The following is a 16,826-nucleotide window of genomic DNA, read 5'->3' as shown; positions in this document are numbered from 1 at the left end:
CCGATTTCATTTGTCGTCTGGGCGCCGGGTGGAGAGAGGCCAGGGCGCTGTCTCTGCCCGCTGCTTGCGCTCCTTGAAGAACTTCCACGACCGTTCGTCCATGTTCGGGGGTCTGACCGGGAATTCGGGCAGGCTCTCCATCCCTGGGGCAGGAAGCGTGATGCCGAGACGCTCATGGAGGTTCCGCAGCTCGACGTGCCCCGCCCACCAGGCGTGCCGCAGGGTCGCGTGTTGCGCGACGGCGAGGTCGACCGTGGCCGCCCGCGCGATCACGTACCACTGGCTGTGGTCCTCCTGCAGCGAGTACACCGTGTCGATCATCGTGCCGTCCGGCCGCTCCTCACAGGTGAAGTACGTGACCAGCCACAGGTCGTTTCGTAAGCCCAGGTCCGTGCGGCACAGAATGCGGTCGTTCTTGAGCCAGTACCAGTCTGGGATCTCTTCGACCGCTTCGATGGTCCGGGCCGCGTCCGGCAGCATGATTCGCCGACGTCCTGCGGGAATTTCCCGAGGATTCAGGTAGGTGTTGAGTTCGAATTTACTTGGCATACGTCACCCCAAGTGCCTGCACAGTGCGTCCATGAAATTATTTTCTTCCATCATCGTTACCCCCGCGTTAGCAGGAATCAACCCTGCGCATGCTGCCGTCCCCGCACCCGCCGGCTACGTCCTCTCCGGGATGCCCCTCGTCCGGTAGACCTACAACGCCTGCGGCCCAGCCAGCATCACCCAGGTCCTCGGCGACTTCGGCCTGCACGTCGCTCTCGCGGACGTCAGCCGACTCACCCGCCCCACCGAGCGCTCGTACATGACCGCCCAGGCCATCGTGGATTTCGCGCCCAAAGTCGGCATGGAGGCCCGATTGTACGCGGGCGGCTCCCTCGACACTGTCCGCACGGTCATCCGCCTCGGCCTGCCCCTCATCGCCCGGCAATCCCACATCCCACGCGCGGGGACCGTCATCCCTCACTGGCGCGTCGTCGTGGGCTACGACGACGTTCGGCAGCAGGTGTACCTGATGGACCCCCTCCTGGGCGACGTGCAGATGAGTTACAGCGACTTCACACGCGTCTGGGCGGATCACCGGGAGCAGTTCGCCCTCCTGTATCCGCCCAGTTGGCGCGTACGCGCCCAGCAAGCTACGGGGTGAGGGTAATACTGGGCTGACGCCACCGCGAGGCCAGGAGGGGCGTCCCAGGGGCGCGCAGGCCATCCTGCGCCCGCGTGTCCGGCTGGATGTTCAGCACATCGCTCCCTTGAGGCATCCCGATGATCGTCCCGAAGAGCGTCAACGGAGCATTGCTGATGAAGTTCGGCGTGATGAACGTGCCGTGCACCTGGCGGGTTTCGGTCGTCACCCGCACGCTGGGCGCCTGCACGCTCAGGAACTGACTCGTTCCCGCCGAGTTGCACAGGCCGTCGATACAGTTCGTCTGCTCGTAGGTCAGGTCACCCTTGATGACCACGTTCGAGGCCGTCACGATCCCCAGGGGGATGCCGACGCTCGAAGCGTTCGGATCGGCACCCTGGATGGTCAGGTCCCCCCCCGCAGCATTCACCGCCAGGAGGCCGTCCCACCCGGTGAAGATCGGCGCGGAGTCCAGGGAGCCGCGGTACAGGTTCCCATTCTTGACGTAGTAGGTCGTGCAGAAGATGGCGAAGCAGCCTTTCATGACCTGTTCGCCACCTTCCTGCACGCTCAAGGTCAGCTCCGACGTCACCAGGCCCACCTGGGGGGCAGGGAGCGGGGAGAGGTCGGCACTCTCGCTCGGCGTACCGATGACGACACTCCCCCCGACGCCCGCAGGGCGGCCCGCGCTGGGGGCCAGGGACATGACCGGCACGGCCGCCCCGTTCACGGTCAGCGAGCGGGTACCCGCGCAGGTCGTCGTGATCGCATTACAGTTGCTCGTGCCGATCGTGCCGCTCAGCGTGGCGGGCGTCTGGACCCGGAGAATGCCGTCGACCTGGGAGGTCCCGTTTAGGCGAAGGTGAGACGTCAGATTCAGATCGTTGGGGACCAGGAGCGAGTAGGTGCTCGCGGGGGCTGCGCCGTACTGGGCCAGCAGGCTGCCAGCCTGGATGGCGGTCCGACCACCTGAAGGCGCGACGATGACGAAGGGGAGGGAAGCGCGGGTGAGGTCGCCGGCGGTTTCCAACTTGGGGTCGGGCAGGGCGACGCCACTGGGGAGGGCCTGCCCGCAGGCAGCCGCGTCCATCCGGAAGTACACCCGTATCCGGTTCTGGCCCTGGCCGTCCGGGTCACGGGTGCACCAGCTGGCCGTGGCGGTTTGCAGGGCATCCTGGAGGGCGCGTACGCCAGCGCTGGGTGCGGGGAGGCTTTGCGTCAGTCGGGAGGCGTTCGCCTCGAGGAGCCTGGAGCTGTAGCTCAAGACGTTGCGTTGCTGGACGCCGAGGACAGCGCCACGGGTGTAGGTCGCGGCGGTACGGGTGTTGCGTGCGGTGGTCTGGACGATGCTCGCGGCGGTGACGGCGAGGGCGGCCACGAGGATCAGGGCGATGACCATCGCGTAGCCGGCGGTAGGACGTTTCATGACTGGACCTTAGGTGCGCTTGGGGTGACGTCTTCAGAGGGAGAGCAGTTCAGCCGCCTTGGCCCGCGCTTCCGTATCGGAGAGCCGGGCGAGGGTGATGAAATCCATGATGCTGTGCCGGCCCTCGACAAACTGAGCGATGAGACGCTCCCGAAGTTCGCGGTCCGCTGTCGTTTGCTCCAAAACGTTAGAGAGCACAGCTTCGACCTGCTGTTTGGAACGTGGCGGCTGGGCGGGTTCCGCAAGGCTTTCAACGACCTCTTGCGCCCGTGTGAGGGGGCGGGCGATGACCGCTGCCGGAATCTCCTCAACTTTCTGGTACTTCTCAGGATGAGTCAGAAGATCAGCCATGACTCCACCACGATTTCTGGGCCTGAAGCCTTCAGCAATTCTTTGATCAAAGAGTTTGGCGCTTTGCATAATTGTTGTAGTTGGCGTAGTGCGAACTAGTTCCTGAGCGCGTCCTAATGAAACTCCGCGCGAAGTTAATATACCAACCAACTCCAGATCTACAGGCTTGCTAACTTCTTCTTCGAGTGAAAATGTGTATAATATACTTTGCTTACTACCTCTACCTATATAAGTTACATCTTTTAAATATCTTCTATTTATCAAATCGTTATGAGCAGGCTCTAACGCTCTACGTATGAGTTTAGCTTCAAGAGTCCTTGTTTTTGGAATATTCTTTTTTGGCGAGTCAGGATCAACTTCTCGCAGTCCTAGATGTTCGCCCCAAGACATAATAGGAACCAAGAAGGTCTGCGCTCGGTTTTCCGACTTGACCTCTTCCAAATTACGATAAAGCAGTCTGGCTAGGGGTTGTCTCAGAAGCTTGTAAAAATCAAGATCAATTTTTCTAGAAAAACCTGAGTTTATACTATTTGCCAGAGATCTACCAATACTAACTTCTAGAGTTGTAGTAGTAGTAAATAGCTTAGCCTCTCCTTCTGTTTCGTCTTTGGCCGAATATTGATCTATAAGATGAAAAACTAGAGTTTCCCACTTTTTCTTTGATTTATTTAAATTTACCCAACAACTCTCAGCCTTATATTTAACACCGTAAAGCCTATCTAAACTACTGTGTATATTTTTATAAGTAATGCCACCGGGGGTCAACCCCGCATAATCACATAGTTCAGAAAGCGTTAGTCTGACTGTGTTATCTATTGGTCTGCCCTGTAATTCATAGGCTGTAATCAACGCGAACATCACATCAGCGTCTATGCCATGAGGAACTACACCTGTACCGGCATCACAAATGAGCTCCACAGTTCCCAGCTCGGCTAGATCAACGATTTTATGCCAACCGGTCATCTCACTATTGACCCTGTTGAGGCCCAGGATGGGGTTGAGCCGAGAGAGGTTCCGCTCCTCAACGCCGTATCTGGTAATCATGCTCTGTTCCTGAGCCATGTCTTCAGTGTAGCCATACCCTCACCTTGGGTGTACTTGGGGTGACTCCGAGGAGAGTTTGAGTGAGTGCATCAAATTATTTAAGGAATAAAAGAAATGATGCATCATCAGAGAGGTGGGCGCTATGCGTCCTAGACGGCATTTCCCGATTAAATAGGACAAAGTTCCAACGGAGGGACCGTCAAAAAGGACAAAGTTCCAACGATGCCAGGGATCGAATGGGACAAAGTTCCAACGGGGGAGAGGTCAAAGAGGACAAAGTTCCAACGGGTCCAGAGTGCGAAAAGAACAAAGTTCCAACGATGCCAGGGGTCGAATGGGACAAAGTTCCAACGGGGGAGAGGTCAAAGAGGACAAAGTTCCAACGGGTCCAGAGTGCGAAAAGAACAAAGTTCCAACGATGCCAGGGATCGAATGGGACAAAGTTCCAACGGGGGAGAGGTCAAAGAGGACAAAGTTCCAACGGGTCCAGAGTGCGAAAAGAACAAAGTTCCAACAGGGTGACACCTCTGGGGAGTGAAGCAGAGCCTGAACTGGGGCCTTAATATGCTTCCGGCGTGTCTGCAGTGCTTCAGTACTGTTTGCGTCCGCTTCCAGACATTCTCCATAGGGGGGAAGCGGGGGGCCACGATGCTTAGCTCGTGATTTAACTGTTTGCCCTCTCGCTGTAGGCGGCGTTCTGTACCATCGAGCATGAACGCCTCAGCTCCGCTTGACCACCTGCAGGCCTTTCGGAATGGCGTTTACCACTGCTTCGACCATCGTTCAGATGCGTTGTTCAACCTCTTTGACGCCATCACCGTTGCGGGACTGGTGCCCAGCTTCGCGCACCTCAGTCTTCAAGGACCCTTCGAGCGTGGTCATGGCAGCCTGTACGCAGCATTGACTCAGGGCACGCTCGGTGCCGAGCGTGTTCGAGCACTGGTCGGCACCACCCTGAATGACGACTATCCACTCGTCTTTGCCATCGATACCTCGACCTGGGTCCGAAACGATGCCGAGACCAGTCCACAGCGGGGCTACTTCTACCATCCGAGTCGTCACAGTGCCGGGAAACCTGTCGTCGCGGGCTGGTCTTACTCCTGGGTTGCCCAACTCGGACCCGTCAGCAGCAGCTGGACTGCACCTCTCGATGTGCGTCGAGTCGCTCCCGGCCGGACAGTACACGAGATAGCCGACGAACAGGTTCAACACGTTATGAATTTGCTTCCCGCAGGAGGCGCATCGCCGCTCTTCGTCTTCGATGGCGGGTACGATCCTGTCCGCCTGGCGAAGCTCAAGGACGCTGACTCTGTCAGCGTCCTAGTCCGTGTCCGGCGCAATCGACGGTTCTTCTTCGATGCTACGACGCGTCCGGGTTCCCAGGGAGGTCGCCCACGCATTCATGGAGCTAAGTTTCTATGCGCGGACCAGACCACTTGGCCGGCACCCCATCTGGAGCATCTGGAAACCACGGAGCAGTACGGGACGGTCCATGTGCGTGCCTGGACGGGGCTGCACGTCAAGACCACTCAGGACACGCGGCCAGGATCGCGTCACTTCAAACCGACGTACAGCGGGACCGTGTTGTTGTTGGAGGTGGCGAAGTTGCCCCGGGAAACGCGTCAACCGCAGGCCTTCTGGCTCTGGTGGCGGGGACCAGGCGTGCCGGATCTGGCGATGCTGTGGCGTGCTTACACGCGTCGGTTCGATCTGGAACATACGTTTCGCTTCTGCAAACAGACGCTGAACTGGGAAACACCACGTCTGCGTCATCCGGAGCAGGCGGACCGCTGGACGCTGTTGGTGCTGCTGGCCTTCACCCAGTTGCGCCTGGCTCAGCCGGTGGTGACCGATGCCCGTCTTCCATGGCAGCGACCACAGGAACGTGGTCGCTTGACGCCGAGTCGAGTCCGGCAAGGTTTTATCCAGCTGTTGGTACCCCTGGGAAGTCCAGCTTGCGCGCCAAAACCGTCAGGCCGTTCACCAGGACGACCCAAAGGGAAGTGTTCAGGCCGAGCGCCTCGCTTCCCGGCTCTGAAAAAGACCGCCTGACGGCCTTCGACCCCACAACAGGCGACCGCGACAAGCGCGGTCGGCTTAAATCACGAGCTTAGAGGCTGAGGACAGAACGGGGAGGGGTAGGGTCCAGGCATGGTCGAGCAACTGGTGCCGAACGAACTCTGGACTCTGATTGCGCCCGTATTTCCTGCGTCACCTGCGCGGCCCAGAGGGGGTCGCCAATGACAGGCCAACCGCCAGACCTCGCGGGCATCCTCTCTCTCCTGCGATGGGGTCTGCCTTGGCGTCAGTGACCGGTGGCCTTGGGCCTGGGGAGTGGACGAACCTGCGAGCGTCGCTTTCTGGAGGGGTAACGTGGGAGCGTGTGGATGTGCCTGTGGCGCATCCTGCTTAACGATGCGCAGCATCATGGGTGCCTGGACTGATCCCATTCTGCGCTGGACTCCATCAGCATTCCCGCACCCCGTGGTGGATCGCACACCGGACCCAACCCCACCGACCGGGGCAAGGCTGGCAGCAAGCTGCACCTTCTCATTGACGGTCCGGGTCTCCCCCTGGCGATCAGCCTGTCTGGCGCAAATGTCCATGACTCGAAGCCACTGGAAGCGACCGTCGATGCGGTTCGTGGGGTGCGCAACGGACGGCGGGGTCGGCCCCAACGACGTCCGATCAAGCTCTATCATGTTTGATTCCTCTGCGGATGCCGGGGTTCCCTCCCTGTAAAAGGGCCTGCCCATCGGACAGCCTGGATACCCCCCCTGGATGGTGACCGGGACGAGCGTGCTGCAGGTTCGCTCTGGACGCCCTCCCGCACCGAACCACGGCACAGCTCAGCCAGCGGCACCTGCACCCCACTTGAATGTGAAATGAGCGACCTGTGTCTGACCTGCCGAGTGCTTCATCGGTTTCATGTTCCCCACTGAAGGCAGTTCAGTGCCGTCCAACCCTCGCCGGTAGGAGACTCAAGACGTCTTGGCGTGATCGGGCGTTCCGTCACACGGCACGCCTTGACAGTACAGGAGTGACTGTCCCCCCTCCCGCCACTCCGGCACGCCCCGCTGCCTCGATCCATCATCTCCGGCGCGGCCGGGGCAAGCCGCTGCTGCTCATCCACGGGCTGGGCAGTTCCTGGCAGACCTGGGCCCCAATCCTGCCCGGACTGGAAGCGCAGCGTGAGGTGATTGCCATTGACCTGCCCGGCTTCGGTCACACGCCCCCGTTGCCCGGGGACGTGACCATCGCCACGCTCGCTGACGCGGTAACCGATTTTCTGACGCGCGAGGATCTTCTGGGCATCGATGCCGTGGGCACCTCGATGGGTGCCCGGCTGGTGCTGGAACTCGTGCGGCGTGGGGGCGTCCTGGGCGCGGTAGTGTCGCTTGATCCCGGCGGGTTCTGGCAGGGCTGGGAACGGAGCTTCTTTTACAACACGGTGGCGGCGTCCATCACACTGATCCGGGCGCTCCAGCCGGCCATGCCCGCCCTGACAGCGTCGCCCGTCACCCGCAGCGTCCTGTTCGCCCAGTTCTCCTCGCATCCATGGGCCCTGAGTCCGGAACTCACCCTGACCGAGATGCGGAGTTTCGCGGCGTCACCGTCCACCGATGAACTGCTGCGGAACCTGGCGTACGGCGAGGCGCAGCAGGGCATGCCCCGGGGTCAGCTGGCGCATCCGCTGGTGATCGGCTGGGGCCGCTGGGATCGGGTGTGCGTGCCGGCGCAGGCTGCGAGGGCCCAGGCGCTCTTTCCCGACGCCCGGCTGCACTGGTTCGACCACAGCGGCCACTTTCCGCACTGGGACATGCCCACACAGACGTTGCAGTTGATTCTGAACACCACCGCCGATTCTGGCAACTTAGAGGTTAAGGACAGAACGAAGGTATAAAGCGGTCGCATGGCAGACTGAGCCATGCCGCGTAAGAAAACCGACCCTGAGATCACCATCACCCCACTTCCAGGCCGAGGGCTGGACATGATGGAGATGCTCGAAGGCATGGCCGGCGACCTGGCCATGGAGAGCGGTGAGGCCATGATGGCCGCCGTAGAGTTCGAGAAGGCCCTGCTGAACATCGCGCACACGCTGGCTGGACAGGCGATTCGTGTGGACGAGCTTGCCCAGGAGGACGAGCGCGTCAAGGCTGCTGAACGGCAGATCAAACTGCTCGGGAAGCTTTACGGACAACTCCAAGTGATCACGCAACCTCCGGGGCGCTGAGCGCCCCGCACGTCCGTCGCCAGACGATCAGGGCACAGGCCAGCTGAGCCAACGCCAGGAACGAAGCAGCGCTTCGTTCCCTCCTGACTGCGAGCTTGCGGGAGGACACCAGCCAGCTCAGGGTCCGCTCCACCCGCCACCGATGTCGGCCCAGGGTGGAGCTGGACTCTACGCCCCGTCGGGCAATACGCGGCACGATCCTGCGGTGAATCAGTGCACGGCGCCATCGCCCGAAGGCATACCCTTTATCGGCGTAGAGCTTAGCGGGACGTCGTCGCGGCCGACCTCGCCGTCCGTTGCGCACCCCAGGAACCGCATTGACGGTTGCTTCCAGTTGCTGCGCGTCGTGGACGTTCGCGTCAGACAGACGGATGGCCAGGGGAGGCCCTGACCGTCGATGAGCAGGTGAAGTTTGCTACCGGCCTTCCCCCGGTCTGTCGGGTTGGGCCAGTGTGCGATCCACCGCGTGGCGCGGGGATACTGATGGAGTCCAGCGTAGAACGGGACCAGTCGACGCTCGCAGGTCCGTCCGCTTCCCAAGCCTAAAGCAAGCGGCAATTGACGCCAAGGCAGACCCCACCGCAGGAGAGAGGATGCCGGCGACGGTCCGACGGTTGGATTGTCGTTGGCGATCCCCTCTGGGCCGCGCAGGTAACGCAGGAAATACGGGCGCAATCAGAGCCCAGAGTTCGTTCGGCACCAGTCGCTCGACCATACCTGGACCCTACCCCTCCCCGTTCTGTCCTCAGCCTCTTAGCACTACCTCTCGGGCTGGTTTTGGCTGACCAACGGCTGGTATATGTTCAATACGCCTGACGGTCCGCTCCCTACCAGTCGTCCCGCCCCTGTGGAGGGGGCCACCTCATGGAGGACCAGTGGGTTGATATTGACTATCAGGTCGCGCGTCTCTGGATGGACCTCCAAGACATCCTGTAGAGGTCGAGCATGTCCATCTGCGTAAAGGTGGAGCTTGGTGGTGCGGCCCCCTCGGGTGTCACCCAGCTATTCGCTCTTCACCTTGGGTCGAGCGTCGTTCATGGCCGCACATGTCTTTGCGCCTGCAGCGCCGCTGTGGGCACGGATGTGGCTGCTACCCAACACCGCACCGTCCCAGTTGATTTTGCCTGCTTGATTGGCGAGAGCTTGTAGGGACTGGAAGAGACGTAACCAAGTACCGTTGCGTTCCCAGCGGGCGAGTCGGTCGTGGTAGGGGTGCCACGGGCCGTACCGTTTGGGGATGTCACGCCATGGTGTACCCACTTTGATGCGCTGGAGAATACCGTCGAGGCCTCGACTCAGAAGTTGCACCTCGCATAGGACAATGAATAGCCGTGCTGGTCGAGAAATTCCGCGTTTTTCGTGAAGAAGTGCAGCAGGCGGTTGAGATACAGCTCCGGCTGAAGAGCGAGCAGCGCACGTCGTGCGCTGCTCGCCAGCGTTTGGCCCGGTTGTGCGCCCAGCAGGGTCAGCGTCCAAGCGACGAAGATCAGCAGCAGCCACCGGTCCAATCCTCGGGCGGTCCGCAGTGCGAAACGGTTCAGCCCAAACTGATGCTTGCTCTCCTTGAAGAACGACGAGGTAGGCCAGCGCTTTGCCCCTTCTGAGATCACCTTGTCGCCCTCCATCAACTCAGAGGACACCGCATGGAACACACGTTGGCCGCGCTGAACGCGACCGAGCGTCAGGGTGTCGTGCGGCCAGTTCTGGAGTTCGACGTACCCGCCATGCGGGCAATCGGCAACGGTGACGACGCCAGGATGATCGGTGCGCCGGGTCGACCGTACCCCGACCACGAATTCAAAGCCCAGCGTCCGAACCTCGTCAAGAAAGGCGGCTGCCTCGAAGCCGCTATCGGCGAGGACACGCACCCGGAACCGGGTGCGGATGGTGTGCGGAACAGTGCGCAGCAGGTCACGGGCCAGTGTGACGGGTGTGGGCGTCCCTTTGCCGCGGTACACCCGGTACCCCACTGGGAACTTCAGGGTCCCGTAGTGCGCAAAGAGGATGACGAGATGGATGCCGTGGACCTCGTTGTAAACGCGAACGAACGGGAGCTGGCGTCCCGTTTTCGGGACGCTGGTGAGATCGACACTCAGCCGCAGGCGCGGATGATGTTTCCGCTGAGCCGCTTGGAGCAGGAGGTCCCACTGGGCGTCCCTTAGAAGGGTCCAGCACGCGGTGGTGTCCCAGTCGTATTCGTTGAAGAAGCGACTGAGGGCACTGGCGCTGACGAGCTCGGCTCGGTGAAGAGCCATCTTCACGTCTGGATTGAGAAAAAGAGAGAACGCAGCCCCGAGGCTGCGTTGCTGGTAAGCCGTGGGAGGAACGGCGAGCAGGCAGTCTGTCAGTATGCGGGCACGCTCCCAGAGAGGCTGTGACTTCGACACTCCCAGACTCTCGCGTCTGGGAGCGCTTTTTTCGTCTTATGCAGGTGCAACTCCTGAGCTCGATGATAATCAGCGTAGGGGTGACCGCGCCTCGGACTGGCGGGCAGGTAAGGCTGGAGGGCGTTCCATTTGGGCTCAGTGAGGTCGGTTCGGCAGGACAAACCCTGACGCTACGCCTTTACGATGAGTTCGGTTGCACAGACCCTAGGTCAAAGTCGCTATGTCTCTTCTTGCGGCCCCCCGGTACGCTGGATGAGCCTGAGTGGTGAAGGGCACGGTTCCTTCTCTTCCAAAGAAACCACGACCGTGTCCGCCCATTCCCTCAGACACCTTCGCCGGGTGGTGAAGTTCGCGGTTCCTTCATTCGGATGACGTGGACGTGGGTTCGACTCCCACCAGCGCGCCAGCGCTGTAGCTCAGTGGCAGAGCACGTATTGACCGCGAACGCCTGTTCCCCCGGCGTTCTTTTTTTGCCCTCAGGGGAGGTGCCGCCATGAAACTGAAGACCCTGAACAGCCGTCCCCAGCACATCACGCACGAGGGCGCCCCCGCGCGCCACATCACGCCCGAGCAGCAGCTCGCGCGCCTGGTGTCCAGCTGTCTGCTGTGGGAGAACACCTTCTACGTCGACGGGCAGACCGTCGCCGACCAGATCCGCGAGGCCGTGAAGGCCGTCTCGCCCGACTACGCCGCCCAGACGGCCATCCGGGCCCGCACCGAACTCAAGCTGCGGCACGTGCCCCTGCTCATCGTGCGTGAGATGGCCCGGCTGCCCGAGCACCGCGCCCTCGTCGCCGAGACGCTCGCAGCCGTCATTCAGCGGCCCGACGAACTCACCGAGTTCCTGGCCATCTACTGGCAGGGTGGCCGGCAGCCCCTGAGCGGACAGGTCAAGAAAGGCCTGGCGCGCGCCTTCCCGAAGTTCAGCGCCTACCAACTGGCGAAATACAACCGCGGCGGCGCCGTGCGGCTGCGCGACGTGCTGTTCCTGACCCATCCCACGCCGCAGAATGGGGCGCAGGAGGCGACCTGGAAGGCGCTGGTGGACGGCACGCTGGCCGCGCCCGACACCTGGGAAGTGGCGCTCAGCGCCGGGGCGGACAAGGCCCAGACCTTCATCCGGCTGCTCGACGAACGCAAGCTCGGGGCGCTGGCCCTGCTGCGCAACCTGCGCGGCATGCTGGCGGCGGGGGTGCCCCAGGAGCGCGTGCGCCAGGCGCTACGGGAGACCAACCCGGAGCGGGTGCTGCCCTTCCGCTTCATCACGGCCGCGCGCGCCGCGCCCACGCTGGAACCCGAACTCGAAACCCTGATGCTGCGGGGTCTGGAAGGGATGCCCAAGCTGGCCGGGCATACCGTCCTCCTGTTGGATGCCAGTGGCAGCATGGACGCGAAGCTCAGCGGCAAGAGCAACCTGAGCCGCTACGAAGCGGCGGCCGCATTGGCGATGCTGGCCCGTGAGCTGTGCGAGAGCGTCGAGGTCTACACATTCAGCGATGATCTGCGCCAGCACCGGGCGCGTCGGGGCTTCGCGTTGCGCGACGAGTTGGGGGGTACGCGAGGAGCGACGTACCTGGGCGCGGCGGTGCGCGAAATCAACACCAAGCCGCATGACCGCCTGATCGTGTTCACCGACGAGCAGAGCCATGACCCGGTGCCTGGCCCCAGAAGCTGGGGCTACCTCGTGAATGTGGCGACCGACAAGCACGGCGTGGGCTACGGCCCCTGGGTGCACATGGACGGCTTCTCCGAGCAGGTCATGGCCTGGATCCAGGCCCACGAGCAGGCGTAACCCAACACCACACCTCCCGGCATCTCCCCCTCCCCAGACCAGGAACGGTCTGGGGAGCGCCCTGTTCAGATCACGCCCAGACGTTTTTCCTCTTCATAGACCCGCTCCAGCACGAATTCTTTAAGGAGGGTCTGGTACGAGGTGTCCTTCAGTTCCGCGAGATGCCGGAGACGCCGCTCCAGATCCGTGCCCAGGCGCAGACTGGTGGGATGGGATTTGCGGGGCCGCGTGGGGGGCAGCAGATCTGTGTCGGCATGCTGCGCACCGAGGAGATGCTCCGCCAGGGCGTGCGTCGCCCAGAAGTCCGCTTCTTCGGCCTCGGTCGAGAACGCCGGCACCTGGGCCATATCCGTGATGAGGGTCAGTTCAGACATAAGGATTACCTCCGGTAGGCGCGGCGTTCGCTTTCACTGGCGTCGCGTGCGGTGATGACGCGCAGGAGGTCGTCCCGCCGGGTGAGGATGACGGTCAACAGGCGGCCGTCTTCAGTCTGGCCGGTGATGGCCTGACGACGCTCGCCGTTCTGGGCGTGGTAGGCCGGAGCGCCGACGCGGTCGGGATCGGTGACGGCCTCTTCCGCTTCTTCGGGATGGACGGCATGCCGGGCGATGTGCTCGGTATTGGCGTCGTCCCAATCGAATTCCATGGCTTAAATGTAGCACGTTTGTCGCTACATGTTGGAGGGATATGACGGATTCCACTCTTCCCCCGCCCTTCAGTGGCGTGCTGCACCTGGAGATCCGGCGCAAGGGCCCGCGCCCCGGCGTGGCGAACATCGAGCGCCGTATGTACAGCACCAAGCTGGACCGCGCTGACCGGGAAACCGGCGACTCCACCTGCCGCCTCGAGCATTTCGTGAACGTGGGCGGCTCCCTGCAGGTCAACCACCGGGACCTCACCCTCGAAGGCCACGACCCAGCGACGGACACCGCGACGTACCGGGAGTCGGTCCAGGCTGTAGTACGAGCAACTCGGCCGCTATGGCTGGGTGCGCTGGCCGGATCTGGAACGGGAGGAGCCGTCACAGCCCCCCGCCCTGGGCTTCAGAACTGGGACGTGGGGGCCCGCTGCCCACACGCCCTACCCTGAGCGTGGTGAAGCGTGAGATGCGACACCGCCCGCACCGAAGGCCGCAAGCGCCTGACTACCCTTCAAAACGCACGGTAGGCAGCAGAAAGTCGGCTCCTGTACGGTATTTCTGCGATGAAAACCCTTAGGAGCCGACCACCTCACCACATTCCGGCAGGAACGACGCCCACCAGCGCGCCAGGGCGGCGGCGGGTGATGGTGGGGGCATGGGTGTCTCCAGTGGGCACGAGTGGGGGAGAGTACCGTTCTCCTCACTCCAGGTGGAACGCAGAAGTCAACGAACCGCCACGGCGGTTCCGTCCGGGGCGCTGTTGATGGTCAGGAGTTATGGTGTGACGATGTGGAACAACCTCAGCTGGCATTCGCCACCTCCCCTTGCGCAGGAGCAGGAAGACGGTGCGCTGGAGATCACCACAGGGAGCCGCACAGACTTCTGGCGGACCACCCAGTACGGGTTCGTGCGAGATGACGGGCACGCCCTCCTGGGGATGGCGCCACCTGAATTCACAGCGAGCGTCCGTGTGCAGGGCATGTACGAGCACCTGTACGACCAGGCGGGTCTCATGGTGCGGGCGAGCGAAACCCAGTGGATGAAGACCGGCGTGGAATATGTGGGTCGTCAGCAGTGGAGCACTGTTGTCACGCACGAACACTCTGATTGGAGTGTCCTGCCTGCGGCTGATCTTTCGGAAGTCACGTTCCGGGTCATCCGGCGAGGCGACGCCCTGATCGTCCACGCCCGTCCAGACCGCGCGACGCCCTGGACGTTGCTGCGTGTGGCTTACTTTCCAGCCGGTCTGCCCGCGCAGGTAGGCGTGATGGCTTGCAGTCCGGAGCGCGAGGGCTTCCGAGTGACCTTCCATGACCTCATGATCACTGACGTTGATTGTCGCCCCCTTCACGAGCTCGTTCAGCCGTCTTGACGCGAATCTGGATCGAAGTGGCTGCCTGCTGCTGACTATCCTTCAAAACGGGGCATGAGTGTGCTCAAAGTGCGCCAGGATGCGCCGGACGGATGCAGCAGAAGATCCTGGAGATGATCAAGCCCAAGTCGAAACACGGACACCGCACGGTGTCCGTGTTTCTTTACTTTGGTCGCGGTTCAACGTGCCACGACCTCGCCCGTCACGCACGCCCAGATGAAGGCGACGCTGATGACCGTCAGCAGCGAAGACACTCGTTCGGGGCGCGTCAGACCCGTATCTTCCAGGTTGAACCCTCTGGTTTTCAACGCGGCGTGCAGATTTTCTGTTTGCCAGCGCAGGGCATACCGGCGCATGTTCGGCAGGGCGTGCCCCCGATAGGCCAGGTACAGCATGTCACCGGCTGCGTTTTTCGTGGCCGCCACCCGCAGATTCACTCCGTAGATGCGGGTCTGGCGATGCCAGACCCTGACTTCACCCACCTGAAGGTTCTTGAAGACCGCCCAGACCGGCATGCCGTGCGCGCCGATCGTGGCGCGAACTGGGAGACGAATGCAGGGTGCAACCCCGTGCTGATCGAGGAATCGAAACCAGTGCTGCCCAATGAATTCACGATCCGCGAGCAGGCACCAGATCTCCCGATCTGGGGCAGAGCTTCAGGAAGCGCTCCACGAGCGCTTCCCGGACACAGGAACGACTGGCCCCACCGTGCGGGAGCAGGGTCCACATCAGCGGTAAACTGAACCCGTTCCACACGGCAGAGAGCAGGAGAATATTGACGTCCTGCTGTCCAAGTTTCCAGTTGGTGCGGTCGAGAATGAGGTCGACTGGGCCGGGCGGGAGAAAGGACAAGGCGAATCGGGGGAACAGTACCTCAGGAAACGGGAACTGGACGAACCGGCAGAGCCGCTGATATCGAGTCGTCAACGACCCTGGGAGAGCGACGTGCGTCTTCAAGCTGTACAGGACGACGGTCCGCGCCTGAATGACCGCCAGGATCAGTGCCGTGAAGACGACGAGGCGGCGAGCGTCCACAGGGAAAGCAGACCGCAAGGCGGTCTGCAAGGTATCGTGAGGTGGTCGGCTCCTCAGGGTTTTCATTGCAGAAATACCGTACAGGAGCCGACTTCCTGCTGCCTACTGTGCATTTTGAAGGGTAGTCAGGAGGGAAACTGCTTGAGGTCTTGGAACCAGCCGAGGACAGCATCCGAATCTACCGTCTGCGCCAGCCGCGCGAGAAGTTCGTGGAAGCGTTCGGACGTGACCGATATGTGGATTTTACTGACCCGATGATCCTGTAGGTCGCCTCCCGTGCGAACCCCCCGCGACGGATGGAAGCCGGGGGGTTCGCGTTGTCCCAGGAAAGCGTATGGGACGCGTTGCATGACAAAATGAACAGAGAAGTGTCTAAAAGTTGAAGAGGCCCGCGAGGGGTTCGCGGAATGTGGTCTATAAATATCGTCCCAGTACGTCTCTAGTATCATAACTGTCGCGGCCTGCCTTCGGGTGGGCCGAGGATTGAAACCTAGTCAGGTATGCGGGGTGTAGCGTTGTCCTGTGGTCGCGGCCTGCCTTCGGGTGGGCCGAGGATTGAAACCCATATCTACCTGACTCTCGAGCACAAGGGTGCCGTCGCGGCCTGCCTTCGGGTGGGCCGAGGATTGAAACTCATCGCAGGCACAGCCGTGCTGGGCGACGCGCAGGTCGCGGCCTGCCTTCGGGTGGGCCGAGGATTGAAACAAGCCGAGTGCCTGATTACAGGCGAAGTCGGGCCGGTCGCGGCCTACCTTCGGGTGGGCCGAGGATCGAAACATGGGCTGAGTAAACATCATTATGCCGCCGCCGTCGCGGCCTGCCTTCGGTGGGCCGAGGATTGAAACTGAAACCCGACCGCGTAGGGTCTATCGGAGGGCGGGGCCTGGTCACGGCCTGCCTTTGGGTGGGCCAAGGATTGAAACAACTGCTCAGTGACCGCGCTGATACCGCCCGCGAGTCACGGCCTGCTTTCGGGTGGACCGAGGAGCTGCCTCGGCGTCGGCCACTGTCGCGAAGGGTGATGACCTCGCCGGATTTGGGCAGCGCAACGTCGTACCGCGTGTCCAAGTACCCTGCAATGTTATGCCTGGGAGCTACATTCCCACGCGTGAGCAGCACCTTCCCCGGCCGGTACCGAGCAATCATGCCCAGGAGGACGCCCTGATCCGCGTGTGCAGACGGATAGAAGCGCTCGACGCGGGCATAGGCACGGGCTCGCGGCCGCCGCGACCATTCGGCAGCATCACGTCCCCACCCTGCTATAACTCCAGCAGCCGATGCCCTAGCAACTCGGCATCCTGGTAGCCCACGACGAACAACGCGTTCTCTGCTTCTGGCAGCCACGCCCGGGCATAGATCGAGCTCGCCCCCGCGTGCAGCATCCCGCTGCCGGCGAGGGATAGGGCGGAGCGTAGA

The 16,826-nt window shown here is 62.0% G+C and carries 15 protein-coding genes, 3 pseudogenes and 1 CRISPR repeat array; of the genes and pseudogenes, 8 read left to right on the top strand and 10 right to left on the bottom strand.

The genetic code is table 11. The annotated features are described in order from the left end of the window. Positions 1–6: 6 nt before the first annotated feature. Positions 7–549, bottom strand: coding sequence for a hypothetical protein (locus DGO_RS17850; protein ID WP_014686585.1), 543 nt, complete (start codon positions 547–549; stop codon positions 7–9). 175 nt (positions 550–724) lie between these two features. On the opposite strand from DGO_RS17850, the gene DGO_RS17845 reads away from it, so the two are divergent. Beyond that, positions 725–1,150 carry a C39 family peptidase gene (locus DGO_RS17845; RefSeq protein ID WP_226991562.1) on the top strand — a complete coding sequence of 142 codons (426 nt, stop codon included), beginning with the start codon at positions 725–727 and terminating at the stop codon, positions 1,148–1,150. Here DGO_RS17845 and DGO_RS17840 read toward each other — a convergent pair. Together DGO_RS17840 and DGO_RS22055 are read right to left on the bottom strand one after the other, a co-directional pair. Then, a complete protein-coding gene (locus DGO_RS17840) occupies positions 1,140–2,555 on the bottom strand; it encodes a hypothetical protein (protein ID WP_014686583.1) in 1,416 nt (471 codons plus the stop codon). The two genes, DGO_RS17845 and DGO_RS17840, sit on opposite strands and share 11 nt — an antisense overlap. Before the next feature lie 33 nt (positions 2,556–2,588). Then, positions 2,589–3,968: a replication initiator protein A gene (locus DGO_RS22055; RefSeq protein ID WP_014686582.1), complete on the bottom strand. Its 1,380-nt coding sequence runs from the start codon at positions 3,966–3,968 to the stop codon at positions 2,589–2,591. Between the two features lie 693 nt (positions 3,969–4,661). On the opposite strand from DGO_RS22055, the gene DGO_RS22050 reads away from it, so the two are divergent. From DGO_RS22050 to DGO_RS17825, 4 genes and pseudogenes are all read left to right on the top strand, one after another. After that, a complete protein-coding gene (locus tag DGO_RS22050; protein ID WP_014686431.1) occupies positions 4,662–6,002 on the top strand; it encodes an NF041680 family putative transposase in 1,341 nt (446 codons plus the stop codon). 99 nt (positions 6,003–6,101) lie between these two features. After that, positions 6,102–6,563 (top strand): annotated as a pseudogene (locus DGO_RS24935) (transposase); the annotation flags it as partial. Positions 6,564–6,990: 427 nt separating this feature from the next. Beyond that, complete coding sequence (locus DGO_RS17830) at positions 6,991–7,854, top strand: alpha/beta fold hydrolase (RefSeq protein WP_169331049.1); 864 nt, start codon at positions 6,991–6,993, stop codon at positions 7,852–7,854. Positions 7,855–7,878: 24 nt separating this feature from the next. Beyond that, positions 7,879–8,184, top strand: a complete 306-nt coding sequence (locus tag DGO_RS17825; RefSeq protein ID WP_014686580.1) for a hypothetical protein — start codon at positions 7,879–7,881, stop codon at positions 8,182–8,184. Here the strand turns inward: DGO_RS17825 and DGO_RS22040 are convergent. The 3 genes and pseudogenes from DGO_RS22040 to DGO_RS17820 form a co-directional block, all read right to left on the bottom strand. After that, positions 8,162–8,899 (bottom strand): annotated as a pseudogene (locus DGO_RS22040) (IS5 family transposase). The gene DGO_RS17825 and the pseudogene DGO_RS22040 sit on opposite strands and share 23 nt — an antisense overlap. 287 nt (positions 8,900–9,186) lie before the next feature. Further along, positions 9,187–9,444 carry a transposase gene (locus DGO_RS24930; RefSeq protein ID WP_420810587.1) on the bottom strand — a complete coding sequence of 86 codons (258 nt, stop codon included), beginning with the start codon at positions 9,442–9,444 and terminating at the stop codon, positions 9,187–9,189. Positions 9,445–9,479: 35 nt separating this feature from the next. Continuing rightward, positions 9,480–10,571, bottom strand: coding sequence for a transposase (locus tag DGO_RS17820; protein ID WP_043804601.1), 1,092 nt, complete (start codon positions 10,569–10,571; stop codon positions 9,480–9,482). 493 nt (positions 10,572–11,064) lie between these two features. Between DGO_RS17820 and DGO_RS17815 the strand changes: the two genes are divergently transcribed. After that, the gene (locus DGO_RS17815) at positions 11,065–12,363 is read left to right on the top strand and encodes a TROVE domain-containing protein (RefSeq protein WP_014686577.1); all 1,299 of its coding nucleotides are present in this window, start codon (positions 11,065–11,067) and stop codon (positions 12,361–12,363) included. Positions 12,364–12,428: 65 nt separating this feature from the next. On the opposite strand, the gene DGO_RS17810 is transcribed toward DGO_RS17815, so the two are convergent. Beyond that, complete coding sequence (locus DGO_RS17810; RefSeq protein ID WP_014686576.1) at positions 12,429–12,737, bottom strand: CopG family antitoxin; 309 nt, start codon at positions 12,735–12,737, stop codon at positions 12,429–12,431. Positions 12,738–12,742: 5 nt separating this feature from the next. Continuing rightward, positions 12,743–13,009, bottom strand: coding sequence for a BrnT family toxin (locus DGO_RS17805; protein ID WP_014686575.1), 267 nt, complete (start codon positions 13,007–13,009; stop codon positions 12,743–12,745). Between the two features lie 41 nt (positions 13,010–13,050). Between DGO_RS17805 and DGO_RS22030 the strand changes: the two genes are divergently transcribed. Then, positions 13,051–13,452 carry a hypothetical protein gene (locus DGO_RS22030; protein ID WP_014686574.1) on the top strand — a complete coding sequence of 134 codons (402 nt, stop codon included), beginning with the start codon at positions 13,051–13,053 and terminating at the stop codon, positions 13,450–13,452. Between the two features lie 338 nt (positions 13,453–13,790). Beyond that, positions 13,791–14,375, top strand: a complete 585-nt coding sequence (locus tag DGO_RS17800) for a DUF1349 domain-containing protein (protein ID WP_145975494.1) — start codon at positions 13,791–13,793, stop codon at positions 14,373–14,375. Positions 14,376–14,410: 35 nt separating this feature from the next. Here DGO_RS17800 and DGO_RS22025 read toward each other — a convergent pair. Both DGO_RS22025 and DGO_RS24695 read right to left on the bottom strand, forming a co-directional pair. Next, positions 14,411–15,476, bottom strand: a pseudogene (locus tag DGO_RS22025) (IS4 family transposase). Positions 15,477–15,863: 387 nt separating this feature from the next. After that, positions 15,864–16,187: a CRISPR direct-repeat array (repeat unit 37 nt; unit sequence GTCGCGGCCTGCCTTCGGGTGGGCCGAGGATTGAAAC). Between the two features lie 482 nt (positions 16,188–16,669). Next, the gene (locus tag DGO_RS24695; protein ID WP_014686569.1) at positions 16,670–16,792 is read right to left on the bottom strand and encodes a hypothetical protein; all 123 of its coding nucleotides are present in this window, start codon (positions 16,790–16,792) and stop codon (positions 16,670–16,672) included. Positions 16,793–16,826 lie beyond the last annotated feature (34 nt).

Origin of the sequence: Deinococcus gobiensis I-0, assembly GCF_000252445.1 — a bacterium.
GTDB lineage: Bacteria > Deinococcota > Deinococci > Deinococcales > Deinococcaceae > Deinococcus > Deinococcus gobiensis.
Note: the sequence above shows the minus strand (reverse complement) of the source record. Positions and strands in the feature narration are given on the sequence as shown.